The sequence below is a fragment of the Thalassotalea mangrovi genome (assembly GCF_005116735.1).
In the GTDB taxonomy this organism is placed as follows: Bacteria; Pseudomonadota; Gammaproteobacteria; order Enterobacterales; family Alteromonadaceae; genus Thalassotalea_A; species Thalassotalea_A mangrovi.
The window spans coordinates 89450-102351 of record NZ_SWDB01000004.1 but is presented as its reverse complement, the minus strand read 5'-3'; the positions used below and the strand labels follow the sequence as shown (position 1 = coordinate 102351).

The window sequence follows — 12902 nt, the reverse complement described above, 5'->3', positions numbered from 1 at the left end:
AAAATTTAAATCTGGATGAACAAAAACAGGCCCTTGCGGGCCTGTTGTCTTAGCCTAAGCGATAGTTAGGCGCTTCTTTGGTAATGGTGACATCATGAACATGTGACTCACCCATACCTGCAGCAGTAATTTTCACGAACTGCGGCTTGGTGCGCATTTCCTCAATCGTCGCACAGCCGGTTAAGCCCATGGCGGAACGGATGCCACCGATTTGCTGATGAATAATCGCCGCCATTGGTCCTTTGTAGGCAACCCGGCCTTCGATACCTTCCGGTACCAGCTTGTCGGCTTCATCGGCTTTCTGGAAATAACGATCGCTGGAGCCTTCTTTCTGGTTCATCGCCCCTAACGACCCCATGCCACGATAGGATTTATAATAGCGACCCTGATACAGCTCAACGTCACCCGGTGCTTCTTCAGTACCCGCTAACATGCTGCCAACCATGACACAGTGCGCGCCTGCTACCAGGGCTTTTGCGATATCACCAGAGAAACGAATACCACCATCAGCGATAATTGGAATGTCCATGCCAGACACGCCTTTCACCGCTTCAGAAATGGCGGTAATTTGTGGCACACCACAACCAGTAACGATACGGGTAGTACAGATAGAGCCTGGGCCGATACCAACTTTAACGGCATTGGCGCCAGCTTCAGCTAACGCTTTCGCACCTTCGGCAGTTGCCACATTACCGGCAACAATTTGTAAATTCGGATATTCGGCGCGGGTTTTCTGAACCCGATCGATAACGCCCTGGGAGTGACCGTGTGAGGTATCAATTAGCAAAATATCAACACCGGCTTTAACCAGGGCAGCAATGCGCTCATCGGTACCAGCACCCACACCAACGGCAGCACCTACCCGTAAGCGCCCAAACTCGTCTTTACAGGCATTTGGCTTGCTTTCGGCTTTTTGATAATCCTTAACGGTGATCATACCGACCAGTTCAAAGTCATCATTGATCATCAGGATTTTTTCGATGCGGTTAGTGTGCATCAAATTCAGGATTTCTTCGCGGGTTGCATCTGGCTTGACCGTGATTAATCGCTCTTTGCTGGTCATTAACTCAGAAACCGGCTTGTCAAAGTTGGTTTCAAAGCGCATATCGCGACCGGTAATGATGCCAACCAGGTTATTGTCAGCATCGACAACAGGGAAACCAGAAAACTTGAGTTCATCTGCGAGGTTACGAACCTCACCTATGCTCATATCCGGGGTAACCGTTACCGGATCGGTAACGATACCACTTTCAAACTTTTTCACCTGACGTACATTTGCTGCCTGCTCTTCAGCCGTCATGTTTTTATGGATAAATCCCAGACCACCTTCCTGCGCCAATGCGATCGCCAGACGAGCATCGGTAACCGTATCCATGGACGCGGATAAAATTGGCACGTTTAGTTCTATCTTTTCGGTTAATTTGGTTTTAAGATTTGCGGTGTGGGGTAAGACAGTCGAATGGGCAGGTACAAGCAGTACATCATCGAATGTCAGGGCTTCTTGAGCGATTCTTAGCATGGCAACATCTCACCTAAAGGCATTAAAATATTGCGGATGGATTTTATCCGTTTACCCCCTTACAGTAAACTTAAATTTTGTAACAAAACGTCGAAAACAGGGAAAAACTCTTAAAAATTTATCATGACCCCTAATTATCAGCAAAAACGCCATATTATGCAGGTCAGCGAGCTGACCAAAAAGGTCCGTTTTCTACTTGAAACGGAAATGCGCACCCTGTGGTTATGTGGAGAAATCTCAAACTTTATGGCGGCCGGATCCGGGCACTGGTATTTATCATTAAAAGACAGTAAATCCCAGGTCCGTTGTGCCATGTTTCGCGGCAACAATCGCCAGGTTCGGATTAAACCAGAAAATGGCAAGCAGGTCTTGGTCAAAGCGAAAGTTTCCCTTTACGAACCGCGCGGTGACTTTCAGCTGATCATTGAGCAAATGGAAGATGCTGGTGAAGGACTGCTACGACAAAAATTCGAGATGCTTAAAGCCCAGTTACTGCACGAAGGGCTGTTCGACCAACGTTACAAACAACCGCTACCGGAAAATATTAAAACCGTTGGCGTAATTACCTCAGCCACCGGCGCTGCTATCCATGATATTTTAACGGTAATGAAGCGTCGCAATCCCGGTGTACAGGTGATTATTTATCCAACCCTGGTACAGGGTGATGGCGCTGCCGCGCAAATTGCTGAAACCATTGAAGTAGCCGATATCCGTGACGAATGCGACGTGTTAATCGTTGGCCGTGGCGGCGGTTCCCTGGAAGATCTCTGGGCCTTCAGTGAAGAAGCGGTGGTGAGAGCTATCTTTGCCTGTGAAATTCCGGTAATTAGTGCCGTCGGCCACGAGGTCGATATCAGTTTAAGCGATTATGTGGCCGATCTACGTGCCCCAACCCCTTCGGCGGCAGCAGAACTGGTCACCCAGGATAACAAAAGCCTGCTGGATAAGGTGCAACAATATCGACAACGCCTCGGCCACCTTATTGCCTACCAGTTCAGTCACCTGCACCGTCAACACGACAGAATACAACATCGGCTGGCGCTTACCCACCCCAAGCAACAATTACAACATCAGCAACAGCTCGCCGATGACTTGCAGCAACGACTGACTTACGGGTTACTGAATCAGCTACAGCAAAAACAATTACGCGCCGAAAGAGCGGAAAATCGCCTGCAGTCCTGCTCTCCGGGCAGAACACTGACCTTGCAACAATCCCGGTTGGTCGACCTTAACGCCCGACTGCAACAAAGCATTATCATTAACCGTGACCGACAGCGACAACGACTGGCGCATCTGGCGCATAACTTACATATTGTCAGTCCCCTGGCCACCATTGCCCGAGGTTATGCGATTCCCCGGGATAAACAAGGTAATATCATACGATCTTTAACAGCCATTGATGTCGACGATAACATTAGTGTGCAGTTAGCAGATGGTCAGTTCCAGGCCAAGATCACAGCCAAAGACTAAGTAATCTATTCCTCGATGACTACCCTGCATCGCTGACAAACAAGGACCACAATTGTGGTCCTTTTTTTTAATCGTTGCTTTTATACCCTTGGGTTGCCCGGGCTTTTTTCTTCTGCTCGGTATAGGTGAGTTTGCGCTTGTTGGCAAACGGGTTGGCGGTGCCCCTGAATTCAACTTTAATCGGTGTACCCATGATTTTAAGCGCCTTACGGAAATAATTCATCAGATAACGCTTATAGGACTGTGGCAGAGCATTTACCTGGTTACCATGGATAACAATAATCGGCGGGTTATAGCCACCGGCATGGGCGTATTTAAGCTTAATGCGGCGACCATTAACCATAGGTGGTTGATGATCAAATACCGCCATGTCCATAATCTTGGTTAACATCGCCGTTGACGTGCGACGAGTGGCTGAATCGAATGCTTCCTCCACCGACTCAAATAAATGGCCAACGCCAGTACCATGTAATGCCGAAATAAAGTGCAATCGCGCAAAATCGATAAAGCCAAGACGACGATCAAGCTCTGATTTGACTCGCTCCTTAATATCATTATCCAGGCCATCCCATTTATTAACCACCAGCACCAGGGAGCGCCCCGATTCCAACACGTAGCCTAAAAGAGATAGATCCTGATCAGTGATACCATCGCGGGCATCAATAACCAGTAATACCACGTTGGCATCTTCAATCGCCTGCAGGGTTTTAATGACCGAAAACTTTTCCACCGCATCGGTAACATTTTTACGGCGACGAATGCCAGCGGTATCAATCAAGGTATACTCGCGATCACCCCGCTCCATGGGAATGTAAACACTGTCTCGGGTAGTACCCGGCATATCGTAAACAACGACACGCTCTTCGCCGAGGATGCGGTTGGTCAAAGTCGATTTACCGACATTGGGTTTACCAATAATCGCCAGCTTTATTTTGTCGTCCTGAGCCGTCTCTTCACTATCGTCGAACTCTTCACCTTCCTCCAAGTGCACTACATTATCATAATCCTCGTCAGCATCGTCGCCCTCATCGGTCAGCGCCATACCATCAATATGCGGAGCCAGGGCCAGGTTTAATAACTGGGTTACGCCACGATTATGGGCAGCCGCTATCTGGTGGACGGTATCACCCAATCCCAGGTGATAAAATTCCGCCACCGCAGAATCGGCATCAATGCCATCGATTTTATTGGCAACAACAAAGACTTTTTTACTCTGCTTGCGTAGGTATTCGGCAATCGATTCATCTGCCGATGTTAACCCGGCACGGGCATCGACTAAAAACAATACCGCGTCCGCTTCATCAATCGCCATTAACGACTGTTCCGCCATCAGGGCATCGATACCTTCCTCATTGCCAACAATACCGCCGGTATCAATGACAATAAACGATTGCCCTTCAACCTCGGCCTGGCCATACTGGCGATCACGGGTAAGCCCTGGATAATCCGCCACCAGCGCGTCACGAGTTCTTGTAAGACGATTAAATAAAGTTGATTTTCCTACGTTAGGACGCCCAACCAGAGCAACAACAGGAAGCATGGCTACCTCAAAAAAATAATCTTAATAAAATAATAGCGGCCCCGTAAAACTTACGGGGCCGCTGATAACTTTAGCAAACTTTAGCTTTTATTGCCTTTGGCAAAAATCTGCTTTTCCTATAAAACCCGATGTTAAACAACGGGTTCAGAGTCTACTCTGGCGTTTTAATAACCTGGAGTTCACCGTCACGTGATTGAGCGTAGATAAGACCTTCGTCTACTACCGGCGTCACATAGATAGCACTACTGTCTACCCGATGACGGGCAACGATAGAACCATCAGTTTTATTTAGCCAGTGCAGGTAGCCTTCCAAATCGCCAATTACCACGTAATCACCGATGCTTACCGCACCGGTAGTCTCACGGTTGGTAAACGATAACTGGCTCCACAGCTCAGTACCGTCATTACGGTCAATCGCATAAACATGGCCTTTTTCATCGGTGGCAAAAATCTGGTTACCATCAATGGTAAGCTGGCGATAAGATGAGTATTTACGTTTCCACACTTCCCGGCCACTGCGCATATCCAGCGCCGCTAAATTACCATTCGATGAAATACCATAAATCTTGTCACCGAACACTACCGGAGTCACATCGACATCGACAATGCGTTGTAACTCGGTTGCCCCGGATGGTTCACCAATTTCGGTTGCCCAGCCCTGCTGACCATTGTCGATGATATAAACCACCAGTTCGCCTTTGGCATTACCAATAAAAGCACCACCGGCACTGGTAACCACGCCACTGGCACCACGCAATGTCAACGGCGGTACGCTTTGCTCGGTTTTCCACAACTGTTCGCCGGTCTGTGCATCCAGGGCAATAAGCGCACCTGAGCCGGTATTAACCAGTACTTTATTGGAATCCAGCGCCGGGTTGGAGATAACTTCGCCGGCAACTTTCGCCTGCCAGATAAGCTCGCCATTTTCCTGGTTTAATGCGTAAACGATACCGTTTTCACTTCCCCAGATAACCATGTTATATCCGGCAGCTCCGCCACCAGAAATCCGTGCGGTTTCGCGGTCATCGAAAAACCCTCGACTGCCATCAATATTGCTAAGGTCGACATGCCAGATCTCTTCGCCGGTCGTCTTATCAAATGCATAGGCATCACCCAGTCGCTCGGCAGTAAATACTTTATCGTAGGCGACCACCGGGTTTAATCGGGAAAAATAATGCTGAACGCCTTCGTCAGTCGATTGTTCCCATAAGACTTCCGGTTCAAACTGGGCATTAATTTCGGTTAATTCAGCCACCAGCGTACTGGTATCTTCGTCTTCATCATCGGAAGCACAGCCAAACAGCATCGCCGATGCCAGAATGGTGCTTAGTAATTTTTTATTCAGGTTTTTCACACCAGCACCTCAGCCTTAACCAGCAACGTTAATAGCAACGGCCAGGTCATCCAATTTCATTTGTAACTGCGGGCTGGTTTCAAGGCCGCCAGCATCCACGGCTGTCTGATAAGCCGTACGAGCCTGCTCTTTGTCGCCCGCTAATAAATAAGCATCACCCTTAGTTTCGGCAACATTAGCAGCAAATTTTTCCGGGAATGGGCTTTCCAGGGTAGCCAGGGCTGCATCCATATTCTGTTGTTGAATCTGTACGCGGGCCATACGCAACATGGCAATCGCCTTGATTTCTTCACTTGGTGCCAGTTCCGCTGCAGTCGTTAATTGCTTTTCAGCTTCAGCAAAATCACTGTGTGCTACCGCATCTTTAGCCAGTGCTAGCGCAGTGAAGGCTGCATAACTAGAATCTTTGTGGTCATTAATGAAGGCCTGGCTTTCACTGCGAAATTTCTCGTCATTGCTTTCCATTGCCTGCATGTTTTCCTGAAACTGAGTCGATGCGGTTTCCATCGCTTCAATTTTCTGGTCCTGATAGTAGTTGTAACCGAAAAAGCCGCCCAGTCCGATCACCAGACCAGCGATAATCGAGTTACCATTGTCATGCCAAAACTTTTTAATTGCTTCTACTTGTTGTTCTTCTGATTGATAAATTTCCACAACATTACCCTTCTACTAAATTCGTTAACAGCTCTGCGACTTGTGCAAAAGGCAGGCTAATTTGTTCTTTTTGTTGCCGTAAATATTTTACGGTCACGGTTTCTTGTTCTAATTCTGATTCACCAAGAATTATCGCGATCTGTGCACCAGATTTATCCGCACGTTTCAGTTGTTTCTGAAATTTGCCGCCACCACAATGGGTTTGAATGCGGATTTGAGGTACCGCATCACGCCATTGTTCGGATAAACGCAACGCCGCCAGTTCCGCGTCGGCCCCCATGCTTACCACATACACATCTGCGGCAGGGCGCAAGTTCTGAAACTTATCAAGGCTGGTGAGCAACAATACCAGGCGTTCAATACCCAAAGCAAAGCCTACCGCAGGCGTCGCTTTGCCTCCGAGTTGCTCAACCAGGCCATCGTAACGACCTCCCGCGCAAACGGTTCCCTGAGCACCGAGGGAATCTGTTACCCACTCAAATACGGTGCGATTATAATAATCCAGGCCCCGCACTAGTTTATCGTTTAAACGATAACTGATACCCGCAGCATCAAGGCGTTTACAAACGTCGGCAAAATGCTGCTGCGACTCTTCATCTAAATATTCAGACAACTTTGGCGCATCGACCAGCAATGCCTGAACGTCAGGGTTCTTGCTATCCAGTACCCGCAAAGGGTTGCTGTGCATGCGCCGGCGAGAATCATCATCCAGTTTATCTTCATGCTGGGTCAAAAATTCCACCAGCGCCTGACGATAATCGGCGCGAGCTTCATTTGAACCAAGCGAGTTAAGCTCTAGTGTGACAAAATCTTCGATGCCAAGTTCCCGCCATAGGCGAGCACTTAAGATAATCACTTCGGCATCAATATCCGCCGATGCGATACCGAAGCTTTCCAGGCCAAACTGGTGAAACTGGCGATAACGACCTTTTTGTGGTCGCTCGTGACGAAACATTGGCCCCATATACCACAAACGTTGCTCCTGGTTATATAGCAAGCCATGCTGATTACCAGCGCGAACACAACTGGCAGTCCCCTCAGGACGTAGCGTCAGAGAATCGCCATTGCGATCGTCAAAGGTATACATTTCTTTTTCAACGATATCGGTAACCTCACCAATACCGCGTTTAAAAAGCGCAGTTGACTCGACCACCGGCATACGAATTTCCGAGTAGCCATAATTACTGGCGACATTGCGCAGAACCTGTTCCACCTGTTGCCACTTTTCCGTTTCACCAGGAAGGCAGTCGTTCATACCACGGATTGCTTGGATAGCTTTAGTCACTCGAATGTTCTCTTAAATCTGTAAAATCTGTGTCGGTAAATTCGCCATAAGGGCGGCATTATAGGCAAATCTTCGGTTAACGCACAAGCCCGTCGATTAGACTTGTTTGAATTTGATTTGTCGTTCACCGGCCAGCATTTGTGCTTTGGCGCGAATTTTCTTTTCCAGTTGGTCAACAATATCCTGATTGTCGATACGTTCTTTTTGACGAACTCCATCTAAATAAAAGCCACTTTTGCGGTTAGACCCGGTAAGGCCAAGATCGGAAACCGTCGCTTCACCCGGACCATTCACCACACAACCAATAATAGATACGTCCATTGGTGTTAAGATATCTTCCAGGCGCTGTTCCAGGGCATTAACCGTAGAAATTACGTCAAACTCCTGGCGTGAACAGCTCGGACAGGCAATAAAATTGATGCCTCGCGAGCGCAGTCGCAATGATTTAAGAATATCAAAACCGACTTTAATCTCTTCAACCGGGTTGGCTGCCAGAGAGACCCGCAAAGTATCACCAATACCCTCGGCAAGTAACATTCCCAGTCCCACTGCCGATTTAACAGCACCAGAACGAAAACCACCAGCTTCGGTGATACCAAGATGCAATGGGTTTTCGATTTGTTTGGCTAATAAACGATAGGCGCCAACCGCCAGAAATACATCGGAGGCTTTGACGCTGACTTTGAACTGATCAAAGTTCAGGCGATCGAGGATATCAACATGGCGCAATGCAGACTCCAACAAAGCTTCAGGAGTAGGTTCTTTGTACTTTTCCTGTAAATCGCGCTCCAGTGAACCACCATTCACACCAATGCGAATAGGAATATTTTTATCACGGGCAGCATCGACAACGGCGCGAATGCGATCTTCACGACCAATGTTGCCTGGATTGATGCGCAAACAGTCAACCCCATATTCGGCAACTTGCAAAGCAATGCGATAGTCAAAATGAATATCGGCAACGAGCGGTACGCGCACCTGTTGTTTGATTTGCTTAAATGCTTCAGCAGCATCCATGGTTGGCACGGAAACACGGACTATATCAGCACCGACATTTTCCAGTTCGCGAATTTGCCTAACCGTTGCTTCAACATCGGTAGTCGGAGTATTAGTCATCGATTGCACGGAGATAGGGGCGTCGCCACCTACCGGTACATTGCCCACCATTATTTGTGTGGACTTGCGACGTTTGATCGGATTTTCACTAAACATGTGTTGTTGATTAATCTGAATTTACTGTTAAGGCAGCGCTTACTCCGCTGCCTCCTCAATTACGGGCTCGGGCACGATCATTTTTGCAATTTGCCCGACTTTATACTGGGACAGAGAGATCTGTTCTCCCTGATAGGTCATCTCAACCAATTCCGGTTTCCCCAGAGTCACATTAAACGGCGGCTTACCGTTCAAGGTCATGACATAATCGTTTTTCTTAATACCCCAGGCCAGTCGGTTGCCATCGGCATCAAAGATATTGACCCAGCAATCACCTTTAAAAACAAACTTTAATTGTGCGATTGCCGCATCGGAATTTGCTGGTTCGCCCGAATCCTGAGCAGGGATTTGAGTGGTCAGGGTTTCTTCTGTAGCCTGAGATTGTTGATCTGGCTCGTCCTCTTCGGCTATAGGTTGTGTTTGTTGAGGCACGGTCTCCCGGCTCTCAACGACCATCATGGCGGCAGTCAAGGGTTCACTGGTAACGGGCTGCTCATCATCTACCAGGCTGTCCTGGGTATCTGCGCCTGTTTCCGCCATATTGCCTGGTGCTTTAGACAAGGTTTCTTGTTCTGCTTCGAACGACGTTTCAGGGACGGATGACTGAGCATTACCTGCAGTGACATCATCCTGTTCGGCAGTTACCGGTAGTTCATCCGAGGTTACAATCTCGCTAACATCCTGCTTATCTTCCTGAATGAAATGATACGCAGAAATCCCTAGCATCAATGCAGCCAGGACCGAGCTGGTGACCATCAATAACTTGTTCTCAGCTTTTTTCGCTTCTTTTTGAGAAAAACTTTTCATTTCAGCACGTTGCTGGCGAGCAACACCTAGCGTCTGATAGCTTTCCAACACATCATTCTCATTAAGACCGAGAAACTTGGCATAATTGCGCAGATATCCACGCAAAAAGGTCGCTGGCGTATCTGGGTCAAAGGATTCAGTTTCCAGCTCGTTGACCAATGCCAAACGGAAATTCAGGTGCAGGGCAACATCTTTCTGACTTAGCCCTTTCGCTTTCCGGGCTTCCCGGAGCATTTGTCCCGGGCCTACTACTTCAATATCATCGCAGATATTAATAGGTTGATTTTGTTCGCTCATAATATTCTGTTAACTCTGCTATTTTTTTGGTCTGCTTAATCGAATTACCTGACCGACATGAATATTTTCATCCACTAAGTCATTCCAGCGCCGCAAGGTGCTAATGGTGATGTTGTATTTAAGCGAAATTCGATACAGGTTATCACCTTTGGCAACAATATGTACCGGTCCATCAACGTTTATTGCCGATGCCGCAGCTTGATTACCAACCGCAGTCACTGCCGGTTTCGGCGTTTGCTTGTTTACCGCAAACGCAGCGGCATTGATTGCTGGCGGCTGTACAGGAGATGTTTGTTGTTTCACAGGTGTCGCCGCCGTCTGCGTTTTCGAACTGCTGCTATTATCGACTGGCGGCTTGTTTTGCGGTTTGCCCTTATCCTGCGTCGCAGGCAATGATACAGGCTTCGTTGCCGCACTTACCACAGCACTAGCATCACCCTGGGGCGATTGTTGTTTGCTTTTCACAACGCTCTTTTTCACCCTTGCCGTTTGCTTGCCCGTCGTCGATAGCGCCGCTGTTTTTAACACATAACGATGGTATCGTTCGGCCAGGTCATCTTCAGCAATGCGTATCAAGCCATCTTCAAGGTAAGACTGTGCCTGTTCCGACTCCGGAAACATGTTGATCAGCATTTTGGCATAATTTTCAGCGATTTCAGCATTACCCATATTTTGTTGGATTTTAAAGGCTAAGGCCATTGCCTGTGGGGTAAAGCGGCGGGTCGCCAGTTCAAATCGACTCATATATAAGCCAGCCTGATCGTAGTCACCTTTGGCATATTTAAACTGTGCCAGCTGTAGCAGGCTAGTTGCGCGATTCGGGCTATGTGCCAGGCTGCGCTCCATCGCATGTTCAGCCTTATCGATGTCATTGACCTTTAAATGACAAAGGGCGATGTTTTCATAGGTTTCGGCTACCCGCAGGTAACTGGGAACGCGAATCGCTTTTTTGAATAAGGTCTCTGCCTCGCTCACCCGTTGCTGACGACACAGAAAAACACCGAAGTTATTCAATGTATCGGCATTATCGTCTTCGATATCAAGCGCCTTGCGATATGACTCTTCCGCCTGTTCTGTTTCACCCACCACTTCAAAATAATGAGCAAAAGCGGTATATACGTCGACCAAATCCGGAGCAAACTCTTTCGCCCGTTCCAGGTTAAACTTAGCCTGAGCCATATTGCCCATATTCAAATAACTCAGAGCCAGCGAAATCCGGGTTTTGGCTTTTTGTTCTTTGTTGACGTCTCGATCAACCACCGGTTTTTCTTCTGCATAATTTTGCGTTACACAACCGCTGGTCGCCATCGCTGTGACAACCGCCAGAGTGATTGCAGAGAACATCTTCACTGATTTATGCATCTTCCTGCTCTTACTTAGTTATTATTCTGATGACACCATTTTTACCGAAATCGCATCGCCTTGCATCTGTTTTTTTCCCGTGCGCTTGGTTCTGTCCAGGACATCGCCGGCCAATTGACCACAAGCGGCATCGATATCATCACCTCGGGTGCGTCGGGTGATCACCGTAAGGCCGTACGATTGCAATACTTTATCAAAGCGGTCAATACGGGAGTTGCTGGAGCGTTTGTATGGCGACCCAGGATACGGATTAAACGGAATCAGGTTAATTTTACTCGGAGTTCCTTCCAGCACTTTAGCAAGCTCATGCGCCTGCTCTGTCGAGTCATTGACATGATCTATCATCACGTACTCTACGGTTACCTGTTTATTAGCCTTCGAGCCTTCAATGTAGCGACGGCTTGCCGCTAAAAAGTCTGTTAGCGGGTATTTCTTGTTGATCGGTACCAACACATTACGTAACTCATCGTTGGGTGCATGCACCGAAATAGCTAAGGCACAGTCGATTTTTTCTTTCAGCATGTCTAACGCAGGAACAACGCCAGAGGTGCTTACCGTAACCCGACGCTTCGACAACCCATAGGCCAGGTCGTTAAGCATGTTGTCGAGTGCCGGAATCAAATTCTTCATGTTCAGCAATGGTTCACCCATGCCCATCATTACAATATTGGTAATCGGGCGGGTACCTGCAATACGGGTCGCGCCAATGTCATTGGCGACACGCCATACCTGACCAATGATTTCAGAAACCGAAAGGTTGCGATTAAAGCCCTGCTGCGCGGTCGAGCAAAATGAACACTCCAGTGCACAGCCCACCTGGGAGGATACACACAACGTGGCCCGGCCGTTTTCCGGGATCCATACGGTTTCTACTTCCTGACCGCCTTCAAGCTTCAAGGCGTACTTTATGGTACCGTCATTTGAGACCTGTTTTTGCGAAATCTCCGGTGCCTTGATCTCACACAAACGCTGCAGCTTTTGTCGTAATGCCTTGTTAAGGTTGGTCATTTTTTCAAAGTCATCATAACCAAAGTGATAGATCCACTTCATGACCTGATCGGCGCGAAAAGGCTTTTCACCGATACTGGCAAAATACTCACGCATCATCTGGTGATCAAAGTTCAGCAAATTAACCTTTTCAGGGGTAACTGATTCCTGGATTGCAACTGGGTTAGCAGACATTAAAAGCTCGAATTCTCTGGTGTTAAAACGGACGCCATTGTACACATTTTAAGCGCTACAAACAATTTTCAGTTGTTAGCAAAATGTTACTTTGCGTTATTATTTCGGTTAAAAAACGTCCCTTGTTCGACTATGGGTTAATCGATATTTTCCGGGCCGCAGATACAACAAAAGGATTTTACCAGATTCGGCAAAATCCTTTTGATTCATAGGAAGGTAA

At 47.8% G+C, this 12902-nt stretch carries 10 protein-coding genes; 1 reads left to right on the top strand and 9 read right to left on the bottom strand.

The genetic code is table 11. The features are described from left to right. Nucleotides 1-49: 49 nt before the first annotated feature. The gene (gene guaB / locus E8M12_RS02230; protein ID WP_136734446.1) at nt 50-1519 is read right to left on the bottom strand and encodes an IMP dehydrogenase; all 1470 of its coding nucleotides are present in this window, start codon (nt 1517-1519) and stop codon (nt 50-52) included. Between the two features lie 123 nt (nt 1520-1642). On the opposite strand from guaB, the gene xseA reads away from it, so the two are divergent. Beyond that, nucleotides 1643-2989, top strand: a complete 1347-nt coding sequence (gene xseA / locus E8M12_RS02225) for an exodeoxyribonuclease VII large subunit (RefSeq protein WP_136734445.1) — start codon at nt 1643-1645, stop codon at nt 2987-2989. A 67-nt stretch (nt 2990-3056) separates the two neighbouring features. On the opposite strand, the gene der is transcribed toward xseA, so the two are convergent. The 8 genes from der to rlmN form a co-directional block, all read right to left on the bottom strand. Next, the gene (der, locus tag E8M12_RS02220; RefSeq protein ID WP_136734444.1) at nt 3057-4529 is read right to left on the bottom strand and encodes a ribosome biogenesis GTPase Der; all 1473 of its coding nucleotides are present in this window, start codon (nt 4527-4529) and stop codon (nt 3057-3059) included. Between the two features lie 151 nt (nt 4530-4680). Next, entirely contained in the window at nt 4681-5883 is a 1203-nt protein-coding gene (gene bamB / locus E8M12_RS02215; RefSeq protein ID WP_246033987.1) for an outer membrane protein assembly factor BamB, read from the bottom strand. Between the two features lie 15 nt (nt 5884-5898). Then, complete coding sequence (locus E8M12_RS02210; protein WP_136734443.1) at nt 5899-6537, bottom strand: YfgM family protein; 639 nt, start codon at nt 6535-6537, stop codon at nt 5899-5901. A 4-nt stretch (nt 6538-6541) separates the two neighbouring features. After that, a complete protein-coding gene (gene hisS / locus E8M12_RS02205) occupies nt 6542-7822 on the bottom strand; it encodes a histidine--tRNA ligase (RefSeq protein WP_136734442.1) in 1281 nt (426 codons plus the stop codon). Between the two features lie 96 nt (nt 7823-7918). Then, nucleotides 7919-9034 carry a flavodoxin-dependent (E)-4-hydroxy-3-methylbut-2-enyl-diphosphate synthase gene (gene ispG, locus E8M12_RS02200; protein WP_136734441.1) on the bottom strand — a complete coding sequence of 372 codons (1116 nt, stop codon included), beginning with the start codon at nt 9032-9034 and terminating at the stop codon, nt 7919-7921. Nucleotides 9035-9073: 39 nt separating this feature from the next. Next, entirely contained in the window at nt 9074-10138 is a 1065-nt protein-coding gene (locus tag E8M12_RS02195; protein WP_136734440.1) for a RodZ domain-containing protein, read from the bottom strand. 18 nt (nt 10139-10156) lie between these two features. Further along, entirely contained in the window at nt 10157-11500 is a 1344-nt protein-coding gene (pilW, locus tag E8M12_RS02190; RefSeq protein ID WP_136734439.1) for a type IV pilus biogenesis/stability protein PilW, read from the bottom strand. Nucleotides 11501-11521: 21 nt separating this feature from the next. Next, entirely contained in the window at nt 11522-12682 is a 1161-nt protein-coding gene (gene rlmN / locus E8M12_RS02185; RefSeq protein WP_136734438.1) for a dual-specificity RNA methyltransferase RlmN, read from the bottom strand. Between the last annotated feature and the right edge of the window lie 220 nt (nt 12683-12902).